26 protein-coding genes are annotated in these 21,091 nt (G+C 63.6%); 17 read left to right on the top strand and 9 right to left on the bottom strand.

The features are described 5' to 3' along the window. Nucleotides 1-9: 9 nt before the first annotated feature. Nucleotides 10-1,029 carry a LacI family DNA-binding transcriptional regulator gene (locus tag NKI05_RS25950; RefSeq protein WP_031195645.1) on the bottom strand — a complete coding sequence of 340 codons (1,020 nt, stop codon included), beginning with the start codon at nucleotides 1,027-1,029 and terminating at the stop codon, nucleotides 10-12. Between the two features lie 218 nt (nucleotides 1,030-1,247). Here NKI05_RS25950 and NKI05_RS25945 point away from each other — a divergent pair, with 218 nt between their 5' ends. The 6 genes from NKI05_RS25945 to NKI05_RS25920 all read left to right on the top strand — a co-directional run bounded on the left by NKI05_RS25945 (nucleotide 1,248) and on the right by NKI05_RS25920 (nucleotide 8,008). Beyond that, nucleotides 1,248-2,081, top strand: a complete 834-nt coding sequence (locus NKI05_RS25945; RefSeq protein WP_050588451.1) for an inositol monophosphatase family protein — start codon at nucleotides 1,248-1,250, stop codon at nucleotides 2,079-2,081. Between the two features lie 61 nt (nucleotides 2,082-2,142). Further along, on the top strand, nucleotides 2,143-3,168 hold the full coding sequence (locus tag NKI05_RS25940) for an ABC transporter substrate-binding protein (protein WP_023706271.1): 1,026 nt from the start codon (nucleotides 2,143-2,145) through the stop codon (nucleotides 3,166-3,168). A 91-nt stretch (nucleotides 3,169-3,259) separates the two neighbouring features. Then, on the top strand, nucleotides 3,260-5,464 hold the full coding sequence (locus tag NKI05_RS25935) for an ABC transporter permease (protein ID WP_023698486.1): 2,205 nt from the start codon (nucleotides 3,260-3,262) through the stop codon (nucleotides 5,462-5,464). Nucleotides 5,465-5,478: 14 nt separating this feature from the next. Then, a complete protein-coding gene (locus tag NKI05_RS25930) occupies nucleotides 5,479-6,579 on the top strand; it encodes an ABC transporter ATP-binding protein (protein ID WP_023698487.1) in 1,101 nt (366 codons plus the stop codon). 98 nt (nucleotides 6,580-6,677) lie between these two features. After that, nucleotides 6,678-7,151 (top strand): carboxymuconolactone decarboxylase family protein, encoded by a 474-nt coding sequence (locus NKI05_RS25925; protein WP_023736998.1) that lies wholly within the window; start codon nucleotides 6,678-6,680, stop codon nucleotides 7,149-7,151. Then, nucleotides 7,151-8,008: a sigma-70 family RNA polymerase sigma factor gene (locus tag NKI05_RS25920; RefSeq protein WP_023736997.1), complete on the top strand. Its 858-nt coding sequence runs from the start codon at nucleotides 7,151-7,153 to the stop codon at nucleotides 8,006-8,008. The genes NKI05_RS25925 and NKI05_RS25920 overlap by 1 nt, the downstream gene beginning before the upstream one ends. A gap of 113 nt (nucleotides 8,009-8,121) precedes the next feature. Here NKI05_RS25920 and NKI05_RS25915 read toward each other — a convergent pair whose 3' ends face one another. Then, nucleotides 8,122-8,706, bottom strand: a complete 585-nt coding sequence (locus NKI05_RS25915) for a TetR/AcrR family transcriptional regulator (RefSeq protein ID WP_023736996.1) — start codon at nucleotides 8,704-8,706, stop codon at nucleotides 8,122-8,124. Between the two features lie 105 nt (nucleotides 8,707-8,811). Between NKI05_RS25915 and NKI05_RS25910 the strand changes: the two genes are divergently transcribed. Beyond that, nucleotides 8,812-9,627: an oxidoreductase gene (locus tag NKI05_RS25910; RefSeq protein ID WP_023816405.1), complete on the top strand. Its 816-nt coding sequence runs from the start codon at nucleotides 8,812-8,814 to the stop codon at nucleotides 9,625-9,627. Between the two features lie 67 nt (nucleotides 9,628-9,694). After that, the gene (locus tag NKI05_RS25905) at nucleotides 9,695-10,696 is read left to right on the top strand and encodes an NADP-dependent oxidoreductase (protein ID WP_023736995.1); all 1,002 of its coding nucleotides are present in this window, start codon (nucleotides 9,695-9,697) and stop codon (nucleotides 10,694-10,696) included. A 97-nt stretch (nucleotides 10,697-10,793) separates the two neighbouring features. Here NKI05_RS25905 and NKI05_RS25900 read toward each other — a convergent pair whose 3' ends face one another. Next, nucleotides 10,794-11,711: a polyprenyl synthetase family protein gene (locus NKI05_RS25900; protein ID WP_023816406.1), complete on the bottom strand. Its 918-nt coding sequence runs from the start codon at nucleotides 11,709-11,711 to the stop codon at nucleotides 10,794-10,796. A gap of 132 nt (nucleotides 11,712-11,843) precedes the next feature. Between NKI05_RS25900 and NKI05_RS25895 the strand changes: the two genes are divergently transcribed. From NKI05_RS25895 to NKI05_RS25880, 4 genes are all read left to right on the top strand, one after another. Then, nucleotides 11,844-12,551 carry a biosynthetic peptidoglycan transglycosylase gene (locus tag NKI05_RS25895; RefSeq protein ID WP_050593969.1) on the top strand — a complete coding sequence of 236 codons (708 nt, stop codon included), beginning with the start codon at nucleotides 11,844-11,846 and terminating at the stop codon, nucleotides 12,549-12,551. 153 nt (nucleotides 12,552-12,704) lie between these two features. After that, complete coding sequence (gene rpmF, locus NKI05_RS25890; RefSeq protein WP_008834724.1) at nucleotides 12,705-12,887, top strand: 50S ribosomal protein L32; 183 nt, start codon at nucleotides 12,705-12,707, stop codon at nucleotides 12,885-12,887. A 196-nt stretch (nucleotides 12,888-13,083) separates the two neighbouring features. Next, on the top strand, nucleotides 13,084-14,031 hold the full coding sequence (locus NKI05_RS25885) for an agmatinase (protein WP_352793452.1): 948 nt from the start codon (nucleotides 13,084-13,086) through the stop codon (nucleotides 14,029-14,031). Between the two features lie 193 nt (nucleotides 14,032-14,224). Next, a complete protein-coding gene (locus tag NKI05_RS25880) occupies nucleotides 14,225-14,626 on the top strand; it encodes a hypothetical protein (protein WP_023670154.1) in 402 nt (133 codons plus the stop codon). Nucleotides 14,627-14,748: 122 nt separating this feature from the next. Here NKI05_RS25880 and NKI05_RS25875 read toward each other — a convergent pair whose 3' ends face one another. The 3 genes from NKI05_RS25875 to NKI05_RS25865 form a co-directional block, all read right to left on the bottom strand. Continuing rightward, nucleotides 14,749-15,180, bottom strand: a complete 432-nt coding sequence (locus tag NKI05_RS25875; RefSeq protein ID WP_023690074.1) for a GlcG/HbpS family heme-binding protein — start codon at nucleotides 15,178-15,180, stop codon at nucleotides 14,749-14,751. A gap of 175 nt (nucleotides 15,181-15,355) precedes the next feature. Further along, nucleotides 15,356-15,589, bottom strand: a complete 234-nt coding sequence (locus NKI05_RS25870; RefSeq protein WP_023684002.1) for a hypothetical protein — start codon at nucleotides 15,587-15,589, stop codon at nucleotides 15,356-15,358. A 79-nt stretch (nucleotides 15,590-15,668) separates the two neighbouring features. After that, on the bottom strand, nucleotides 15,669-16,196 hold the full coding sequence (locus tag NKI05_RS25865) for a winged helix-turn-helix transcriptional regulator (protein ID WP_023684001.1): 528 nt from the start codon (nucleotides 16,194-16,196) through the stop codon (nucleotides 15,669-15,671). A gap of 115 nt (nucleotides 16,197-16,311) precedes the next feature. Between NKI05_RS25865 and NKI05_RS25860 the strand changes: the two genes are divergently transcribed. The 5 genes from NKI05_RS25860 (at nucleotide 16,312) to NKI05_RS25840 (ending at nucleotide 19,129) form a co-directional block, all read left to right on the top strand. Continuing rightward, nucleotides 16,312-17,145 (top strand): alpha/beta fold hydrolase, encoded by an 834-nt coding sequence (locus tag NKI05_RS25860; RefSeq protein ID WP_023727309.1) that lies wholly within the window; start codon nucleotides 16,312-16,314, stop codon nucleotides 17,143-17,145. 116 nt (nucleotides 17,146-17,261) lie between these two features. Beyond that, nucleotides 17,262-17,918: a glutathione S-transferase family protein gene (locus tag NKI05_RS25855; RefSeq protein ID WP_023816408.1), complete on the top strand. Its 657-nt coding sequence runs from the start codon at nucleotides 17,262-17,264 to the stop codon at nucleotides 17,916-17,918. Between the two features lie 5 nt (nucleotides 17,919-17,923). Beyond that, nucleotides 17,924-18,250, top strand: coding sequence for an ArsR/SmtB family transcription factor (locus NKI05_RS25850; RefSeq protein WP_023699361.1), 327 nt, complete (start codon nucleotides 17,924-17,926; stop codon nucleotides 18,248-18,250). Between the two features lie 23 nt (nucleotides 18,251-18,273). After that, the gene (locus NKI05_RS25845; protein WP_032894652.1) at nucleotides 18,274-18,648 is read left to right on the top strand and encodes a nuclear transport factor 2 family protein; all 375 of its coding nucleotides are present in this window, start codon (nucleotides 18,274-18,276) and stop codon (nucleotides 18,646-18,648) included. Nucleotides 18,649-18,664: 16 nt separating this feature from the next. Continuing rightward, nucleotides 18,665-19,129, top strand: coding sequence for an SRPBCC family protein (locus tag NKI05_RS25840; protein WP_352511913.1), 465 nt, complete (start codon nucleotides 18,665-18,667; stop codon nucleotides 19,127-19,129). 29 nt (nucleotides 19,130-19,158) lie between these two features. Here NKI05_RS25840 and NKI05_RS25835 read toward each other — a convergent pair whose 3' ends face one another. The 3 genes from NKI05_RS25835 to NKI05_RS25825 all read right to left on the bottom strand — a co-directional run bounded on the left by NKI05_RS25835 (nucleotide 19,159) and on the right by NKI05_RS25825 (nucleotide 20,984). Further along, the gene (locus NKI05_RS25835) at nucleotides 19,159-19,422 is read right to left on the bottom strand and encodes an ArsR/SmtB family transcription factor (protein ID WP_023690079.1); all 264 of its coding nucleotides are present in this window, start codon (nucleotides 19,420-19,422) and stop codon (nucleotides 19,159-19,161) included. A gap of 32 nt (nucleotides 19,423-19,454) precedes the next feature. Continuing rightward, nucleotides 19,455-20,693, bottom strand: a complete 1,239-nt coding sequence (locus NKI05_RS25830; RefSeq protein ID WP_023670146.1) for an MFS transporter — start codon at nucleotides 20,691-20,693, stop codon at nucleotides 19,455-19,457. Nucleotides 20,694-20,789: 96 nt separating this feature from the next. Continuing rightward, on the bottom strand, nucleotides 20,790-20,984 hold the full coding sequence (locus NKI05_RS25825) for a DUF1192 domain-containing protein (protein WP_023670145.1): 195 nt from the start codon (nucleotides 20,982-20,984) through the stop codon (nucleotides 20,790-20,792). Nucleotides 20,985-21,091: the final 107 nt, after the last annotated feature.

Genomic DNA, 21,091 nt, shown 5'->3' with positions numbered 1-21,091 from the left:
TGTTTCGCATCAGCCCTGGCCCGGCCTCACCGTGCTGCGCCAGACCATGGGCGCATGGCAGATCAGGCGGCTGCCAGCCTCCTCCCGCGCGCCGGTCGCGAGCCGCACGGCGCGCCTGGCGATCTCCTCGATCGGCGGCGAGAACGTCGTCAGCCGGTAAGAGGCCCAGTCGGCCTGTTCAATGTCGTCAAAGCCGATGACGCAGAGATCGCGGGGTACGTTGATGCCGAACTCGTGGCGGGCCGCATCGAGAAAGCCGCACGCAATCAGGTCGGTCACGCAGAACGCCGCATCCGGCCGCTGCCGGCCGGAAAAGAGTCGCCTGGCGCCATCGGCTCCGGTGGCATAGCCGGTGCGGCCCTCGCGCCACACGGTCACCTCCAGCCCTTCCTTCTGCGCGGCGGTAAGGAAGGCGGTTTCGCGGGAGAGCAGGCTGGGCGTGCCGGCAGCCGAGGTCACCAAAGCGGGGCGGGTACAGCCGGCCCGGATGAAGGCATGCAGCGCTGCCTCTGCGGCTGCAGCGTTGTCGACACCGATATTGTGCGGGCCGTCGAAGCGGTCATCGCGATTGATCAGCACCAGCCGCTGGCCGTTCTCAAGACAGGTGCGGATCAGCAACTGCGGCGGCGAGCCGGACAGAACGATGCTCGCATCGGCGCGATAGTTCAGCGTGTTGCGCAGCGCCTGGTCGACATGGTGGCTGGGGCCGGAGGTGTTGAACACCATGGCCATTTTGCCGGCGTCCCGCAGATGTTGGGTCAGCGCCTTCTGCAGGCGGGCATGATAGGGCGTGTCGCCATCGGCAACGATGAGGCAGACAATGCCGGTCGAGGCCCGCATCAGGCCGCGAGCCAGATGGTTGACGTGATAGCCGAGTTGCTCGGCCGCCAGCATCACCCGCTCGCGGGTTTCCCCGGAAACGGAAGCGCCGGGCGTGAAGGTACGTGACACGGCCGAGCGCGAAACCCCGGCGAGGTCGGCAACCTGCTGGGCGCTGGAAAAACCGGTGCGGATTCTCGGAACCGTCAAGCGAACGCTCTCGCTGCTGTTTTCGTGATTCTTTGCACGCCCGTGCAATGTAATGCAACTCTTCTGCCATTGCCACCCACCGCACTTGACAGGCATGGCGGAATGCAACAGCTTTGCACAGCCGTGCAATACAAGCCGGCTCAAGAGTGGCATCGGAGGAATACCCTGTCCATTTCGCCGAAGACGGCATTGAGGGCGCGACTGTCCGGACCGGCTGCATGAGCAGGGCGGCGGCGCATCCGAAGGCGGACCGGCTGTCCGAGGCCGAGATGGACAGGCGTGCCGAGGTCTGCCGGAAACTGCTTGTCACGGCCGGGCAACTGGCGATGGAAGGCTATGCCCGGCAGGGCGCCGTCCAGCCGGTGGCGATGAAAGGCCCGCAGGATTTTCTCACTGAAACCGACGGCAAGGTCGAGGAGCACATCCGCGCGACGCTCGCAGAGGCTTTTCCGGAGGACGGGTTTTTGGGCGAGGAAGGCGGCGGCATCGGCTCTGCCCGCATGTGGGTCGTCGACCCGATCGACGGCACCGCCAATTTCATGCGCGGTATTCCGCATTTCTGCATTTCGATAGCTTTCGTCGAGGACGGCCGCAGCGAGATCGGCGGCATTGCCAATCCGGCCGTCGGCGAAACGTACTTTGCCCGTCGCGGGCAAGGCGCGACGCGCAATGGCGCGCCGATCCATGTGTCGCCGACGCAAGCGTTCGACCGCGCCTTTGTCGAGTTCGGCTGGTCGCCCAGGATTCCCAATCGCGACTATCTGGACAAGGTGAGCCTTGTCTGGGCACTCGGCGCCAATGTGCGGCGCTCCGGCTCCGGAGCGCTTGGGCTGGCCTATGTGGCCGACGGCCGCTCGGATGCCTATGCCGAGCTGCACATCAATTCGTGGGACTGCCTGGCCGGATTGCTGCTGGTGGAGGAGGCCGGCGGCCGGGTGAACCGGTTCCTCGACGGCGACGGCATGGCGAAGGGCAATCCCGTGCTTGCGGCAGCACCCGGTGTTGCGGCGACATTGTCCCAGGTGATCGGAGTGCCGCTCGACGACGGGTAGATCGTTTCCAGTGAGAAGACAGGGAGGAATATCGATGAAGACATTTGACAGTAAGCAAGGCTTGCGCGCCGCCTGGCTTGGCCTTGGCGCGGCGCTGGCCATGTTCGGATTGGCGAGTGCCGCCCAGGCGGCCGACCGCAGCCTCACAATGTATTGCGCCGTCGACGAGGCCTGGTGCCGGGCGATGGCGACCACCTACCAGAAGGAGACGGGCGTCAGCGTCGACATGACCCGCATGAGCGCCGGCGAAATCTACGCCCGCCTCCGGGCCGAGAAGGACAATCCGCAAGCCGATATCTGGTGGGGCGGCACCGGCGACCCGCATCTGCAGGCGGCGGAAGAGGGCCTCACCCAGGAATACAAGTCGCCGCAACTGGCAAACTTGCGCGACTGGGCGCTGAAGCAGGCCGACAGGTCGAAGAACCGCACGGTCGGCATTTATCTCGGTGCACTCGGCTATGGCTATAATGAGGAAGATCTGAAGCAGCGCGGGCTGACCGCACCGGCGTGCTGGGCCGATCTGGTCAAGCCGGAATTCCAGGGCGAGATCGAGATGGCCGACCCGAATTCATCGGGCACGGCCTGGACCATGCTTGCCACCATCGTCCAGCTGATGGGCGAGGACAAGGCATTCGACTATCTCAAGCAGCTCAACAAGAACATCGCCGAATACACCAAGGCAGGGGCCGCGCCGGCACTCGCCGTCGGCAAGGGCGAGACGCTGATCGGCATCTCCTTCCAGCACGACGTCATCAACGCGGCCAAGCAGAACCCGGCGGTGAAGGTGGTTTCGCCTTGCGAGGGCACCGGCTTCGAGATCGGCTCGATGAGCATCGTGACGGGCGCCAAGCATGTCGAAGAGGCGCAGAAATTCTACGACTGGGCGCTGAGCCCGGATGCGCAGAAGCTCGCGGCGCCGAACGGCAGCTTCCAGATCCCGTCGAACACCGCCACGCCGGTGCCGCCCGAGGCGCCGGACCTCTCGAAGATCAAGCTGATCGACTACGACTTCGCCAAATACGGCTCGTCGGCCGAACGCAAGCGACTGTTGAAGAAGTTCACCGACGAGGTCCGCAATGGCGGCTGAGCGCGTTCTTTTGCGCTCACTCTAGCATCTGATCGCCGGCTGCCCTTCGCGGCAGCCGGCGCACCATCCTTTGGCAACAGAAAGACATTGAATGGCCGCGGCCGGTTCCATGGTCAGTTCCGCTCCTGGACGCAGCGCGCTCGCCTGGGTAATGGCCGCGTGGGCGAGCTTCGTGCTCTTGCCTTGGTACAAGGTCGAAGGCGGCTTCCTGTCGTTCGACTGGCTGGCACAGCCGGCGGATGCGACACCGGCCATCATCCTGGCGCTCGGTGGCCGGCCCTGGCTGTTGCCGCTTGTCCTGCCGCTTCTGCTGGCGAGCAGGCTGGTGGCGCGCAATAACCCCAAGAGCCTTGCGGTTGCAGGCGCGGCGGGCCTGCTGTGGCTGGCCATCGAAGGCTTTTCCATCATCCATTCGGGCTGGGGATTTGGCTTGCTTACCCGGATCGCCGGCACGCCGGGACCGATGCAGCCGGGGCTTGGCTGGGGCGCGGCGCTCTATGCCGTGGCGATGCTGATGTTCATCGCCGAGGCGCTCGCCGCGCGGGGATGGTGCAAGGGCGACCGTTTCGTCGTCGGCTCGCTCTCAATCGTGATTGCTTCGCTGATCCTGTTCGTCGCCTATCCGCTGCTGTCGATCCTCACCTCGGCCATCAAGGACAATGACGGCAATGTCGTGCCGGCGCTGTTCGTCGAAAAGATCTTCAGCGCCAACATATGGAGCCTGCGCTGCCTCTATGGCGAGGGCTCCTGCGGCGTGGCGTGGAACACGGTGGCGATCGCAGTCCTCGTCGGCTTTTTCTGCACGGCGCTTGGGCTGGCTCTGGCGCTGATTGCGCTTCGCACCAAGCTGCCGGCCAAATGGCTGCTGCGCGGCCTGTCCATCCTGCCGATCATCACGCCGCCCTTCGTCATCGGCCTGGCGCTGATCCTGCTGTTCGGCCGCGCCGGCATCGTCACCAACCTCATGTCGGTGCATCTCGGCATTCCGCGCAGCCGCTGGATCTATGGCATGGCCGGCATCACCATCGCGCAGGTGCTGGCCTTCACGCCGATCGCGTTCCTGGTTCTGGTCGGCGTGCTGCAAGGGGTCAGCCCAAGCATGGAGGAAGCATCACAAACCCTGCGCGCCAGCCGCTGGCGCACGTTTCGCACCGTCACCTGGCCGTTGATCCGGCCGGGGCTGGCCAGCGCCTTCCTGATTTCGTTTATCGAGAGCATGGCCGATTTCGCCAATCCGCTGGTGCTGGGCGGAAACTTCAACGTGCTGTCGACCGACATCTTCTTTGCAGTGGTCGGTGCGGCGCACGACCAGGGCCGCGCGGCGGTGCTGGCGATCGTGCTGTTGATGTTCACGCTGGCAGCCTTCGTCATCCAGCGTCGCTGGATCGGCAGCCGCAGCTACGTCACCGTCGCAGGCAAGGGCGATGGCGGCGTACCGGCGACGCTGCCCAAGGCCTTGCGGATCGGCTGCTACGCCGCCGTCGTTCCGTGGCTGGTTCTGACCATCGTGGTCTACGGCATCATCCTGGGCGGCGGTTTCGTGCAATCGATCGGGCGCGACAACACGCCGACGCTCGAATATTTCCTCACCGCCTTTTCGATCGAGAAAGGCGTCAATGGCTGGTTTTTCAGCGGCTCGGCCTGGCCGTCGCTGCTGATGACCATCGGCCTGGCGCTGGTGGCCATGCCGTTCACCGCGGCGCTCGGCATCCTGACGGCCTATCTGCTCGACCGGCAGCGTTTCGCCGGGCGCACCATGTTCGAATTCCTGGCCATGATGAGCTTTGCCATTCCCGGCACGGTGATCGGCGTCAGCTATATCCTTGCCTTCAACGTGCCGCCGGTGCAATTGACCGGCACCGGGCTGATCATCGTCATCTCCTTCATCTTCCGCAACATGCCGGTGGCGATCCGTGCCGGGCTCGCCAATCTGGGCCAGATCGACAAGAGCCTGGACGAGGCATCGCTGACGCTTGGGGCGCGGTCTTTTGCTACCTTGCTGCGGGTGATCCTGCCGATCCTGAAGCCGGCGATCGTGACCGCGATGATCTACAGTTTCGTGCGCGCGGTGACGGCGGTCAGCGCCGTCATCTTCCTGGCGAGCGGCCGGTTCAATCTCGCCACGGTCTACATTGTCGGGCGCGCAGATGTCGGCGAATACGGCATCGCGATTGTCTATTCGGCGGTGATGATCGTTGTCATGATGGTCATCCTCATCGGCATCCAGCTGCTGGTCGGCGAACGCCGGCTCGGCCGGCGCCGGCCTGGGGCGGAAGCCGTGGTGGCAGCAATCTGATGGGGAGAAGCGGCGTGGATCAGACGGCGAAGAATGCTGTCCCGGTTGTCACGGACAGGCCGGCCGTGCGGTTCGAGGGCGTCACCAAGAAATACGGCGCGGTGATCGCCGTCGACAATGTCAGCTTCGACATCGCGCCGGCCAGCCTGGTGACGCTGCTCGGGCCCTCGGGTTGCGGCAAGACGACGACGCTCAGGCTGATCGCCGGGCTGGAACAGACCAGCACCGGGCGCATCCTGATCGACGACAAGGACGTCACCTTGCTGTCCGCCGCCGAGCGAGATGTCTCCATGGTGTTCCAGTCCTATGCGCTGTTCCCGCACATGAACGTGATGGAGAATGTCAGCTACGGCTTGCGGGCTATGGGGCTTGGCAAGGCGCAGGCAGCCGAGCGCGCCGCCGAAAAGCTGTCGCTTGTCGGCCTGTCCGGCTACGAGAAGCGCCAGCCGAGCGAATTGTCCGGCGGCCAGCAGCAGCGCGTCGCGGTGGCGCGAGCCATCGTACTGGAGCCGAAGGTGCTGCTGTTCGACGAGCCGCTGTCCAACCTCGACGCCAAGCTGCGCCGGCGCGTGCGCGACGAAATCCGGGGTCTCCAGCAAGATCTGGCGCTGACCATGGTCTATGTCACGCATGACCAGGAAGAGGCGCTCGCCGTCTCCGACCGCATCATCGTCATGAACGCCGCTCGCGTCGCCCAGGACGGCACGCCGCGCGACCTCTACAACGAGCCGACCAACCGCTTCATCGCCGACTTCATGGGCGACGCCAATCTGCTCGACGTCGAGGTGCTTTCCAGCAATGCGACCAGTGCAAGGGTCAAGGTCGGACCCTTGCTGCTCGACATGCCGGGTCGCGGTAACGCTCCGGGGCCGGCGATCCTCGCTGTGCGCCCGAATGCCGTGCGCATCTTGCCCGGCCAGCCAGCGGGCACCATGAAGGGCCAGGTGGTCAAGAGCTCGTATCTCGGCGACCACATGGAATACCGGATCGCGATCAGCGATCCGGCGGTCGAACTGTTCGCGACATCGCCTGATGTCACACCCGCTGTGGCGGAAGGGACGATGGTCGGGATCGATTTCGATCCGGCGAAGATCGTGCTGATCAAAGACGATTGAACGCGCCGGGAAAGCACCTTCGAAAAAATCCAGCCTGAATGTCACACCGGCCGGACCTGCCTCGTCATGATGGCGTACCCAACACAAGGACTGCAATCATGACCGCCAAAATCGACCTCTTCGCCGCCGCCCCTGCGCTGATCAAGCAGTGGCAGCGCGCATCGACCGAACTCTCCGTCGCCGCCGGGCTCGAGCACAGCCTCAACGAGCTGGTGAAGCTTCGGGCGTCGCAGATCAATGGCTGCGCCAAGTGCATCAACCTGCATGCCACCGAAGCGCGCGAGAATGGCGAGACCGAGCAGCGCATCTATCTGCTGCCGGCCTGGCGCGAAGCGCCCTGCTACAGCGACCGCGAGCGTGCCGCGCTCGGCTGGACCGATGCGCTGACGCGCCTCTCGGAAGGACAGGACCGCGAAAGCGCCTATGATGATCTTAAGGCGCATTTCACCGAGGAGGAGCAGGTGAAGCTCACCGTTTTGATCAACATCATCAATGGCTGGAACCGCATCGCCGTTGGCTTCGGGCTCTACACCGACGCAGCAACGATACGCGCCAGCGCCAAGGCGGCCTGATGACGGCGACGGCACCCGACGACGCGGCAGCGGGCTTCGGCCCGCTGGGTCCGAAGCTGATGCGGGTCGCCTATCGCATGCTGGGCTCGGTGAGCGACGCCGAGGATGTCGTGCAGGATGCCTTCATCCGCTGGATGGGGACCGACCACTCGCAGGTTCGCGAGCCAGAAGCGTTCCTGCGCCGCACGGTGACGCGGCTTTGCCTTGACCAGCTCAAATCCACGCGGCGCCAGCGCGAGACTTATATCGGCCCTTGGCTGCCCGAGCCGATCGTCGAAGAGGGCGATCTTGAAGATGTCACCTTGCCGCTGATGTTGGCGCTGGAGCGGCTTTCGCCGCTCGAGCGGGCGGCCTTTCTGCTGCACGATGTGTTCGGGCTGGAATTCGAGGAGGTCGCGACCGCCATCGAGCGCGATTCAGCCGCCTGCCGCCAGCTTGCCGCTCGCGCACGGGGCCATGTCCGCGAGGCGCGGCCCCGCTTCAAGGTGGAGAAGCAGCGTGGCCTGGAGATCGCCGAAGCCTTTTTCGCGGCATCGCGCAGCGGCGACATGCAGGCGCTCGGCGCGCTGCTGACGGCAGATGTCAGCGCTCATGCCGATGGCGGCGGCAAGCGTCCGGCGGCTTTGGCGCCGGTGCTGGGCTTCGACGCCGTCATGAAGCAATACGCGCAAGTCGCGGCCTGGCTGCGCGACAATCGCTCGACGCTGGTGCGCATCGGCTTCGTCAATGGACTGCCGGGGTTCGTCACCCAGGAGGCCGATGGCGAACTGCAGACGACCGCGCTTGACATCGAGGACGGGAAGATCGCGGCCGTCTATGTCATGCGCAATCCCGACAAGCTCAGGCATCTGCGTTAGACCCGATTGAATCGGAGCGAAATACCGGTTCGGCCCGCCTCCAAAAGCCGGCCCTTCCTGTGTGCGACCCGCAGGACGATGTCAGGGCCCTTTGCCGCTGCCGCCACCGGCCTCTAGGATGCCTTCTCGCCGTCACGTGGCTGGATCAGCCTGCGCGCGGCATCTGCTCCTGCCGCAAGGAAGCGATCCGACAATTCGGTCCCTGCCACCGCGCGGGCCAGTTGAAGCGCGCCGATGAGGGTCGCAAAGACGCCCATGGCAACGCCTTCCGGATCCCTGGCCTGCGGAAGCGCTGCAGACAGCTGACGCACCAGAACCAGCAAGCGTTCGGTATAGACTTGGCGCGTTTCGGGCGGCTGACGCGCGAGTTCCGGGAGCAGCGCGGCGTTGGCGCAGCCCGTTCCCGGGTTGTCCCGGTGCGCAGCTGACAGATACGCCGCTATGCCCATCTCCGGACCACCGGCGGCCAATACCTCCTGCAGTTGCTGCACCTGGCTCTCCAGTGCCGCTACAAGGCTTTCACGCACGAGCTCCGCCTTGGACTGGAAATGCGGATAGAAGGCTCCGTTCGTCAGTCCGGCGTCGCCCATAATGGCTGCCAGTCCGGACGCGGCGATGCCGTCACCGCGAAAACGCTGGGCTGCGACCTCCACGATGCGATCGCGGGAGGCGTCCTTTCGGCCCTTTTCGTAGCGCATGGCTGCTATTCCTTTCTGCTATTGCATTACGGTTGTAATTTGATATTATGATCATAATTCAACCAGCGAACGAAAGCTAGCCCCAGTGGCTTTGGAGCATAAAAAATGAATGCGAACTCTGGAAAGACCGCAGTCGTGACCGGAGCCTCTTCGGGCATCGGCCGCGCCAGTGCCGAGGCCTTGGCGCGGGCGGGGTATACCGTCTTCGGGACAAGCCGCAGCAAGGCCGGCAACGGCCCGGCTAAGGTGTCCATGCTGACCTGCGACGTGACCGACGGGGAGTCCGTCAGCGCCCTCGTTGCAACCGTGCTGGCCCAGACCGGCCGCATCGACCTCTTGGTCAACAATGCCGGTGTCGGCCTGCTTGGCGGCGCCGAGGAATCTTCGGTCGCACAGGTGCAGGTTCTGTTCGACGTCAATCTGTTCGGCGTCATGCGCATGACCAATGCGGTGTTGCCGTCGATGCGGCGCCGCGGCCAAGGGCGCATCGTCAACATCGGCTCGATTCTAGGATTGGTGCCCGCGCCATACTCAGCGCACTACTCGGCGGTCAAGCACGCGCTGGAGGGCTATTCGGAGTCGCTCGATCATGAGGTTCGCGCCTTCAACATTCGCGTCTCGGTCATCGAGCCGGCATTCGTGCGCACCGTCTTCGACCAGAACGGCATCGAGCCGGATTCCCTGTTGAAGGACTACGATCAGGCGCGCGCCGGTCTCAAGGCGCTGCTTGCCGATGTGATGCCCAAAGCCGATCGGCCGGAAGTGGTGGCGGATGTGGTCATCAAGGCAGCGACCGACGCCCGTCCGCGACGGCGCTATACCGCAGGGAAGGCAGCGCGCCAGGTCAGCCTGCTGCGCCGCTTCGCCCCCGCGGGGATGTTCGACAAGACCTTGCGCAAGCAGTTCCGCTTGCCGGTCTGAACAACGGCGGGACGGAGAATTTCACGCACAAACGGCACACCAACAGGCACTTCAGAAAGTCACTGCCATGAAGGCATTCGTTGTCGACAAATATAACAAGAAAGGCATTTTGCGGCTGGCCGAGATGCCGGAGCCGGAACTGCTGGACAATGACGTCCTGGTCGAGGTCCATGCCGCAGGAGTGAACCTGCTGGATTCCAAAATCAGAACCGGTGAATTCAAACTCATCCTTCCCTATCGCCGGCCCTTCATTCTCGGTCACGACGTGGCTGGAAGGGTTGTCAGGGTGGGCTCGAAAGTCCGCAAATTCAAACCCGGCGACGCCGTCTATGCGCGGCCGCGCGACGGCCGGATCGGGACATTCGCCGAATTCATCGCAATCGATGAAGCCGACGTGGCGCTGAAGCCGGCGAACCTCAGCATGGAAGAGGCGGCCTCGATCCCGCTGGTCGGTCTGACCGCCTGGCAGGCTCTCATCGAGAGGGCGGGTCTGAAGACAGGCCAGAAGATCTTCATCCAGGCTGGCTCCGGCGGCGTGGGGACATTCGCCATCCAGTTGGCAAAGCATCTCGGCGCGATCGTTGCGACAACAGCGGGCGCGGCAAGCAACGATCTGGTCAGGGATCTCGGTGCCGATGTGGTCGTCGACTACAGGAAGGACGACTTCGAGAAAATCCTGTCGGGCTACGACGTCGTCCTGAACAGCCAGGACGCCAAGACGCTTGAGAAATCCCTGACTGTGCTGAAACCGGGTGGGAAGCTCATCTCGATTTCCGGTCCTCCGGATCCCGAATTTGCCAGGAAACAGGGACTGAACGTGGTGCTAAGGCTGCTGCTGCGGCTGCTGAGCCGTGGTATCAGGACCAAAGCCAAGCGCCGGGGCGTGGGATTTTCGTTCCTGTTCATGTCGGCGCAAGGTGAGCAACTGAGCAAAATCACGTCCCTCATCGAAGATGGGGCGATTCGCCCGGTCGTCGACAGGGTCTTTCCTTTTGAAGCGACCAATGAGGCGCTGGCTTACGTCGAAACAGGACGCGCCAAGGGCAAGGTCGTCGTCAAGGTCAGATAGCGCGCCCAGTTGCTTTGGGGCATTTGAGAGACACCAAAGCAAGGCAGCGCAAGGCCGACAAATTCCGAAAACGGTTCGGCATCCGATCGCCCAAACCTCAGTTGTTGCGGATTGCCACGAAGCTTGCCGCTGCCTTCAGCAAGGCTGCCTGTTCACCGTAAGGCTCAAGCAATTCATGGGCCTGCTTGACCAGCCCATGGAGATGGCTGCGCGCCCAGTTCGCGCCATGCAGCGCCACCAGCGTCGCCTTGCCGGCGGCTGCGTCCTTGCCGGTCGCCTTGCCCATCTGGCTGGCATCGGCGGTCAGGTCGAGCAGGTCGTCGGCAAGCTGGAAGGCAAGCCCGACCGCCGAGCCGAATTCGGCCAGCCGGTCGCGGTCCTGCGGTGCGGCGCCGGCAATGATCGCGCCGGCTTCGCAGGCGTAGCGGATCAGCGCGCCGGTTTTCATCGCCTGCAGCCGGACGATGCCGGCCTCGTCCGGCCTGTTGCGCTCGGCTTCGAGATCGAGCGTCTGCCCGCCGACCATGCCCCCCGTGCCGGCGGCGCGCGCCAGCGCCAGCACCAGCGCCGCCCTGCGCTCCGCCGGCAGCGCCGTCGCCTCATCGGCGAGGACATCGAAGGCAAGCGTCAGAAGCGCGTCGCCGGCAAGGATGGCGGTGGCTTCATCGAAGGCCTTGTGCACGGTCGGCTGGCCGCGGCGCAGATCGTCGTCGTCCATAGCAGGCAGATCGTCATGGATCAGCGAATAGCAATGCACGCATTCGAGCGCTGTCGCCACGCGAAGCGACGCCTCGCCATCGGCGCCAAAAAGGGCGGCACTTTCCATGACCAGGAAGGGGCGCAGTCGCTTGCCGCCGTTCAGCACGCCATGGCGCATGGCAGCCATCAAGCGCTCCGGCCGGGCGATCTCGCCGGCAAGCGTGCGGCCTTCGAGCAGCAGCCTGAGTTCGGTCTCGATCGCCGCCGCCCGCCTCGGAAGTGCGGCCTCAAAGGCCAATTGCTCGTCTTTCGTCATGGCCGGGAGCGGTAGCCGACACTCAGACGTTGCGCAAGAAGCCTCGCGCCATTATGCCGGAGGCGGGAGAGTGGCGCGGGTGGGGGCGGCTTGACGGAACCGATCGTCGATCATGAAACCGAAGGGTTTGAGATGGCGCGACCAAGGCGCGTGAACCGCGCCGGTCTGAAGCGCCTGGCACGGCGCGGCCTGGTCGTCGCCGTCGTGCTGGCGGCGATACCCGTTGTGCTGACCTTCCTTTATTTGCCGTCCTTCGTGCATCCGATATCGACCTTGATGGTCAAAGACCTCGCGACCTTTTCCGGCTACGACCGGCGCTGGGTGTCGATCGACGATGTGTCGCCGGTGCTGGCCAATTCGGTGATCATGTCGGAGGACGGTCAGTTCTGCTTCCATCGCGGCATCGATCTCGGCGAATTGCGCGGCGTCGTCGACGATGCGCTGGCCGGCGAGGCGACGCGCGGCGCCTCGACCATCACCATGCAGACGGTGAAGAACCTTTTCCTGTGGTCGCGGCCGCTGGGCTCGGTGCGCAAGGTGGTCGAACTGCCGCTTGCCGTCTATTTCGACGCGGTGATGTCGAAACGGCGGATCATGGAGATCTACCTCAACATCGCCGAATGGGGGCCGGGCGTTTACGGCATCGAGGCGGCGGCCCAGCATCATTTCGGCGTTTCGGCCAAACAGCTGTCGCGGCGGCAGGCGGCATTGCTGGCCGTCTCGCTGCCCAATCCGATCGCCCGCAATCCGGCCAAGCCCGGTCCGGGTCTGCGGCGGCTGGCGTCGCTGATCGAACGCCGCGCCGGCCGTTCGGGCGCGTATGTCGGTTGTCTTGATTAGGTAGAACCGCTGCCAGTTCAAAAAAAATCGCCACGGTGCTGGCCAAAACGGCGCAGGGCGTGTATAGGCACCCGACTTTCTCAGATTATGGCCCTGACGCGGCCCTTTCACGAGGGCTATCGGGGCATTTTGACCATGTAGTGGAGCATATCCATGGCCGTTCCGAAACGAAAAACCTCTCCGTCCAAGCGCGGCATGCGCCGCTCGGCCGACGCTCTCAAGGCCCCGACCTATGTCGAGGACAAGAATTCCGGCGAAATGCGCCGCCCGCACCATATCGACCTGAAGACCGGCATGTATCGCGGTCGCCAGGTGCTGACGCCCAAGGAAAGCTGAGACCAGCTTTCGAAGGGTTTGAATGCCAAAAGAACCGGCCATTGGCCGGTTTTTTTGCGTTTGGTGCGCGTCGCGCCGCCAACTATGCCAAAGACCGGGCGTCCGTGGCGATACAAGCTGCGGCGGCGGTGCTGTATTGAGTGATGCCTTGTCGCGGCGCTTCCGCGCGATGATCGGCCGGCTTCAGAGGGACCGCATGACCAAGCTCACCACAGCACCGCGCGATATCTTCCAGACCTTCATGAACTTCCCGCTGGTCGAGGACCTCGATGCGCTGAAGGCGGATGTCGCCATCATCGGCATGCCTTACGGCAGTCCCTACACGATCGACGAGTTGGTCAACGACCAGACCAACGCGCCGACGGCGGTGCGGCGCGCCTCGCAGCGCATCAGCCTCGGGCTCGACCGCTATGATTTCGACATTGGCGGAACCCTGTTCGACGGGCAGGACGTCAAGGTGGTCGATGTCGGCGATGTCCCCGGCGATGCCGCCGGCGGCCACTACAGGTTGGCCGAAGCGGCGATCCGAAAGATCCGCGTCGCCGGCGCCTTGCCGATCACCATTGGCGGCGATCACGGCGTTCCGATCCCGATCCTGCGGGCGCTTGACGGCGAAGGGACGATCACCCTGGTTCAGATCGATGCCCATCTCGACTGGCGCGACAATGTCAACGGGGTCAGGGAAGGCTATTCCAGCCCCATCCGCCGCGCTTCGGAGATGGCGCATATAGCCGGGATTTTCCAGCTCGGCATCCGCGGCCAGGGCAGCGCCCGGCTCGAGGAGGTCGAGGCGGCCCGCGCCTACGGCTCCAACATCGTCACCGCCAATGAATGGCAGGATATCGGTACGGCGGCGCTGCTCAAGGGCATCCCGGACCGTGGCCGCTATTACCTGACCATCGATGCCGACGGTCTCGATCCCGCTGTCATGCCGGCGGTCGAAGGGCCGGCGCCTGGCGGCATCAGCTACCGGCAGACGATCGAACTGATCAAGGGCCTGTTCGCCAAGGGACGTGTCGTCGGCATCGACATCGTCGAGATCGCGCCGGCGCGCGACGTCAACGAGATCACCTCGATGACCGCCGGCCTTTTCATCCTCAACGCTATCGGCGCCGCCGTGCGGACAGGCCAGTTCAAGCGCTGAATCCCGGCGTGTCGGTGGTCAGCCGGGGCAACTGTGGCTGACAGGGTTGTTTCGCGCGGTCTTTTTCCGTGTTTGCGGGCGCTAGCGAAAAATCTTGACGGCGTGCCTGCGGGGCATTCTACAGAAGGTGCCCCCATTGTTTAGGCAATTCCTTGGGAAACCGCTTTCCTGGAATTGCTAGAGGAGACGCCTGATGTTCGGTGCCATCCCGCTGCTGATCGTGCCCTTCGTGGCCTACAATCTCGGACTCCTCGGAATATTCGGCAGCGGCGACGATCCGTGGGCGACCGAGATCTTCTCGTTCAGCATGATGTCGGGCGGAGTGTTTTCGATGACGCTCGGCGACTTGATGGTCGTGATCGGGCTGATCTTCCTGTTCCTCGAAATGGTGAAGTCGGTGCGCACCACGAACGCTTCGATCATGGACCATCTGTTGTCGACGCTGGTCTTCGTGGCGTTCCTGGTCGAGTTCCTGCTGGTGAAGGGCGCGGCGCACTCCGTCTTCTTCACGCTGATGGTGATCGCCCTGTTCGATGTGCTGGCCGGGTTTTCGGTGTCGATGCGGTCGGCGAGTAGAGACATAAATTTGAACTAGCCGCCTTCGTTGGATGGTCGCATCCGTTCGCGATTGGCGTGGCTGCTCTTTCTGGTCGTCATCCCAGGGTCTTCGCGACGGAGTTTCGCTCCTGCTTCGCCCTGGGATGACGAAGCTCCCCCTCAGCCCGGATCGGCGGTGAAGCCCGCCGCTTCGATGCCGGCGATGGCGGCGGCCTCGTCATTGTCCGACGTATCGCCCGAAATTCCGACGGCGCCGATGACGGCGCCTGCCTTGTCGCGGATCAACACGCCGCCGACGACCGGCAATACGCGTCCACCCGAAACGTCCGAAATGCCGGCGACGAGATGCGGCCGCTCCTTGGCGAAAGCCTCGACACGGCGCGAGCCCATGCCGATGGCCAGCGCCCCATAGGCCTTGCCGGCCGACATTTGCGGGCGCAGGAACGAGGCGCCGTCCTGACGCTGGAAGGCGACGAGATGCGCGCCGGCATCCAGCACGGAAACGCCGAGCGGCTTGAGCTTCAGCTCGGCGCCCTTGGCGAAGGCGGCGTCGATGATGTGCTTGGCTTTTTCGAGGGTCAGTGCGGTCATGGCTGTCTCCTGATCAAAACGCGTCAATCATCGCCTGACATGCGGGATGCGAAATCCCGGTTGCGGTTGAAATTGCTTCGCGTGGGAAAGCGGAAATGGCGGGCATTGCTGATCGTGGCACATGGCCGATACGATCCGCCGGCATCCAGATCGGGCGTCGATGAAGAAGGCCGCGCTATTTTTTCTTGGCTCGGGGCGCTTTCTTGACCGGAACGGCAGGGGCGTTGGCGAGGTCTTCCGCTTCCTTGGCAAGGCGCAATGCCCGGAGCTTGTTGGTCTTGGCCTGGCGGGCGTCGGCCTCGGCGACATACTCCGCCATCGCCTTTTGCCGCACCGTGGCTGCCTCTTCCTGCTTCTTGAAACGCATATCTGCCCTGGCGCGGGCAGTATCCTTAGAGTTCTCGACCAAGAGCGTTATCCAATCCCGTAAATTATGTTTTTCAGCCCCTTGATAGCAGAGCCGGCCTGATAATGGGGAAATAAGTTGGTCAAGCGGCCGGGGCCTCGATGCCGCTCGACGCCTTGCGGGCTACCACCGCCTCATATCCGGCCTGCAATGTAGCGCGGACGGAAGGCTGCGCGGGTGTGGCGACAGGCGTGCCCAGATGGTCGTGGCGCAACTCGTCCATGAACTGCTCCCACATTGGCGGCCCGCCTTTCTCCAGCAGCTCGGCGCGGATCGAAAGCTCCTCGCTCACCGGCAGCCAGACGCGGCCCCAAGCGCCGAGATGCGCCATGATCGGCACCAGCGTGATGGCCATCTCGGTCAGGCTGTAGATCGCCTTCTGCTTGTGCGAGGGGTCGTCGGCCTTGGTCAGCATGCCGAGTTCCATCAGCCGCTTCATCCGGTCGGCCAGGATATTGGAAGCGATGCCCTCGATCGAGCCGTTGAGCAGTTCGCGAAAGTGGCGTTTGCCGCCAAAAATCATGTCGCGCAGGATGATCAGGCTCCAGCGATCGCCGAACACTTCCAGCGACAGATTGATAGGGCATCCCGAGCGGTGTTCGGTTTTCATCCGACTCTCCTCAAAAAACCGGTTGCATTATCGTATCAGTTTTATTATCGTGCAACCGATTGCAAAATGCAACCAGTTTGATTGGCCTTTGATTGGCCGATAGGAGGAGAGTCCCATGACAAGGGCCGCAGCACCCGAAATCGTCTCCCAGACGTTTGGCGATCCCGGAGATCCAGCCATTCTGCTGATCATGGGCGCCATGGCCTCGATGCTCTGGTGGCCGGAGGCGCTCTGCAAAAAGCTCGCCGGCGAAGGCCACTTCGTGATCCGCTACGACAATCGTGACACCGGCCTGTCGACCAAATATACGCCGGGCGAGCCGCCGTATACGTTCGACGACATGGCGGACGATGCGGTGCGCGTCCTCGACAGTTGCGGCATCGGCAAGGCGCATGTGATCGGGATGTCGATGGGCGGCATGATCGCGCAACGACTGGTGTTGAAACATCCCTTGCGTGTCATCTCGCTGACCGTAATCAGCAGTTCGCCGGTGGGGATCGACACATCGCAGCTGCCGGGAACGACCGAAGCCTATATGGAGCACTCGGCCGATGGCGCCAGAGTCGACTGGTCGAACCGCGACCAGGTGGTCGGCTTCGTCGTCAAGGATGCGCGTGCGATCGCCAGCACCGCGCATCCCTTCGACGAGAAGGCGATGCGGGCGTTCGTCGAACGGGACTACGACCGATCCGGCGGCTTCCTGAGCGCGACTAACCATTTCATGCTGAAGAGCTGCGAGGATCTGAAAGGACGCCTGCGCGAGATCAAGGTTCCGCTGCTCGTCATTCACGGGACATCCGATCCGATCTTTCCGGTCGAGCATGGCGCAGCCCTTGCCGACGCTGTTGCCGGCGGGCGGCTTGTCCGCGTCGAAGGCGGTGGCCACGAACTGCATCCCGACGACTGGGGCACGATCGTTGCCGCCATCGTCACGCATACCAAGCCCTGAAGGCAGTCTCGAACCTTGACACATTCGCCTCACGGAAATAGTTAAGTAAATGCTTCAGTGTTGGCGCTGGCTGGCACCGCTCCAGTATCGACGAACCGCAAACAGACGAGCAAAAAATGTCCCTGACCTTCCATTTCCATCCGCTGGCATCGTTCTGCTGGAAACCGCTGATTGCGTTTTACGAGAACGATACGCCCTTCACGCCGGTTATCGTCGACCTCGGCGACGAGCAGTCGCGGGCAGCGTTCCTGAAGGTGTCGCCGACCGGCAAGATGCCGGCGCTGCGTGACGATGCACGCAATCGCACGGTGCTGGAATCGACCATCGTCATCGAATATCTGGCCGCGCATTATCCCGGGCCGGTCGAGCTCATCCCGGCCGAGGCCGACCTTGCTCTCCAGGTCCGCCAGGCCGACCGTTTCTACGATTTCTACGTGCAGGCGCCGATGCAGAAGATCGTCGGCGACAGGTTGCGCCCGCAGGACAAGACCGATCCGTTCGGGGTCGATGAGGCGCGCGCGCAACTGCGCAACGCCTATGCGATCATCGAGGAGGAGATGCGCTCGAAACTCTGGGCGGCCGGGCCTACCTTCACCATGGCCGACTGCGCGGCCTCGCCGGCGCTGTTCTACGCCAACAAGGTCGAGCCATTCGGCGACAGCTATCCGGCCCTGAAACACTACCACGACCGCCTGCTCAAGCGGCCGTCCTTCGCCCGGGTGGTCGAGGAGGCGCAGCCCTACTTCAAGTTCTTTCCCTACAATAACGGCTGATCGCGATGCTGCACGATCCCGCCCAGCTCGACCTGATGTTCCAGGCGCTCGCAGACCCGGCCAGGCGCAGCATGGTCGAACGGCTGTCGCGTGGGCCGGCCTCGGTCAGCCAGTTGGCCGAACCGCTGGCGATGTCGCTGTCGGCCGTCGTCCAGCATCTCAACGTGCTCGAAGCAAGCGGGCTGGTGCGCTCGGAAAAGCTCGGCCGCGTGCGCACCTGCCAGATCGCGCCGCAGGCGCTGCGCAGCGCAGAACACTGGATCAACGAACGGCGGCTGACATGGGAGCGTCGGCTCGACCGGCTCGGCGATTTTCTCGCCGGGACCGAATGACCTGAAGCAGAGGAGAAATGACCATGCCCGGCAAAAGCAGAGCGGAGTTGATCCGCGGCTATTTTTCCGCCTACCAGGCGAATAACAAGGCTGCCGTCGCGGCGGTGCTCGCCGACGATTTCACCTTCACCAGCCCCTATGACGACGCCATCAACCGTGCGACCTATTTCGAGCGCTGCTGGCCGGACAGCCCGGCCTTCAGCTCGATCGTCATCGAGCGGATATGCGAGGACGAGGACGCCGCCTTTGTCCTCTATCGCTGCGAGACGGCGGACGGAAAGACCTTCCGCAACACCGAACTGCATCTGTTCCATGACGACAGGTTGCGCGCCGTCGAAGTCTATTTCGGCGCGTCCTATCGCGACGGCGTCTTCGTCGCGCAGAAACCATCAAGCTGACCAAGAGGACCTGACCATGGCCGAACGATCCGTCGTCCACTCCACCTTCGTCCTCGAGCGCCTCTATACAGTTGCACCGGCGAAAGTCTATTTCGCGCTCAGCGATCCGGCCGCCAAGCGGCGCTGGTTCGCCGACCCCGACAACCCGATGACCCACAGGCACGAAATGGATTTTCGCGTCGGCGGCCAGGAGGTCAATGCCGGCGGGCCGAAGGACGGGCCGATCCACACCTATACCGCCACCTATCAGGACATCGTGCCCAACCAGCGCATCGTCTACAGCTACGACATGCTGTTCGGTGATGTCAGAATCTCGGTTTCGCTGGCGACAATTGAGCTTCGCCCGGAAGGCACGGGCACGCGTCTGGTGCTCACCGAGCAGGGCGCGTTTCTCGATGGGCACGACACACCGTCATCGCGCGAGCATGGTACCGGATTCCTGCTCGATGCGCTGGGCAAGGCGCTGGCAACGGACACTTGAAAGCCAGGGAGGCGAGCTGGAATCTCGGCCTATGCTTCCCAGAACTGATCAAGCCAAATATTGAGCTTGAGGAAGCCGGCACTGCTGACTGTATAGACCCGCCTCGTGCCCTCGGCCCTGGCCTGAACCAGACCGGCGTCCAGCAGCACTTTCAAATGCTGGGACACGGCCGGGCGGGAGACTGGAAGGCCCGAAGCCAGCTCGTTGACGGTTTTCGGGCCACGCCGGAGCTCTTCCAGAAGATAGCGCCGGTTGGGGTCGGCAATCGCCATGAAGGCGTCAGAAAAGATCATGCCTATACTTGTGGGGCAAAGCTTTTCAAATCTCAACCGTCGGCTTCCGCTTTTCTGAGCCGCAGTGCTTCAGGGGTGACCGAGCGATCGGCCGGCTGGGTCTTGAAGGCATCGCGGTCTTCGATCGGCACCGGCGCGCGGCGGCTGATGCGCAGCAGCGTGTAGGCGGCGAGGCTGAGATGCGCCAGCGCGGTGGCCAGGAACAGGCCTTCGGGGCGGAGCCAGCCCATCAGGGCGGCAGCCAGCAAGGGCCCGATCATGGTTCCGAAGCCATACAGAAGCAGCAGGCCGCCCGAGACCTTGACGAAATCCTCCGATCGGGCGTGGTCGTTGGCATGCGCCACGGCGATCGAATAGAGCGTGTAGGCAAAGGCGCCGTAGGCGGCGGCGAAGACAATGACGAGGACGGCGGAACGCGGTTCGAACAGGAAGATCAGGATGGCGAACAGTGCGGCGCCGAAAGCCGCGCCCGCCAGCACGAAACGGCGGTCGGTCTTGTCGGAGAGGCGTCCGGCCGGAAGCTGCATGGCCGCGCCGGCAATAACGACAAGGCTCATCATCAGTGCGATCTGGGCGGTGGAGATGCCGATACGGGCGCCGTAGACGGCGCCAAGCGTGCCCCAGGCGCCATTGGCGATGCCGACCAACAGGCAGGCGATCGCCGACACCGGCGAGTTGGCGTAGAGACCTTTGACATCGAGCTTGACGTCCTGCAAAGGCTTGGGAGACGAAGCCGACGACACCGCGGTCGGGATCAGCGACAGGCAGAACAATATGCCGGTGATCATGAACAGCGACGCCGATCTGACGTCGCCGCCCGCAACGATCATCTGGCCGCCCATGATCGAGGCATAGGTGACCATCATGTAGAGGCCGAAGACGGTGCCGCGGTTCTCGTTGGTGGCCTTCTCGTTCAGCCAGCTTTCGATGACCATGAAGGCTCCGGCCATGGTGAAGCCGGTGAAGGCGCGCAGCAGGATCCAGACATATTCGTCGATGATCAGGCCGGTAAGCAACGCCACGATGGCGCCCGAAGCGGCAAAGGCGCCGAACGCCCGGACGTGGCCGGCGCGGCGCACCAGGCGCGGTGCGAAGAAGCAGCCGGTGACGAAGCCACCGGCCCAGGCCGTGCCCATCAGACCGAGCGATGCGGTCGAAAACCCTTCGATCTGGCCGCGCAACGGCAACAACAGGCCGTGCAATCCCGAAGCCGCAAGCAGGAAAGCGGTGCCGCGAAGCAGCGAGAGGATCGGCCTGTAGCTTGCAAACATTGTTTGATCCGTCTGGAGATTCGGTGGCGGGGTCTGAAGACAGGCGCATTCGGGCTTTTCGGCGGCGGATGCTCAACGCCGAAACTAACGCGAAAACTAGCCGCGGCGAAACAGGGCTTCGGCCGCCGATTTGGTGCTGCCCTTGGTCTGGAGCTCGGCTTCGAGCCGGGCAATCTCCTCGCGCAGGATGCTGATCCGTTCGGTAAGGTCACCGACCGAAAGCAGCGACAGATCCTGTCCGATCTCATGCGGGCGGGCTTTCTTTTTGGGTTCGTCGTCGAAGATCGCCATCGTCGCTCCTCCCTATTCAGTATTGGGCTGATTTGGCCATTTGCCTGATCCGGCAATCAGCATACATAGGGCAGGGGCGCAGATGCAAACAGCCGGCAAGAAGCTGG

The organism is Mesorhizobium sp. M0771 (genome assembly GCF_040320155.1).
Classification (GTDB): Bacteria; Pseudomonadota; Alphaproteobacteria; order Rhizobiales; family Rhizobiaceae; genus Mesorhizobium.
Note: the sequence above shows the minus strand (reverse complement) of the source record. Positions and strands in the feature narration are given on the sequence as shown.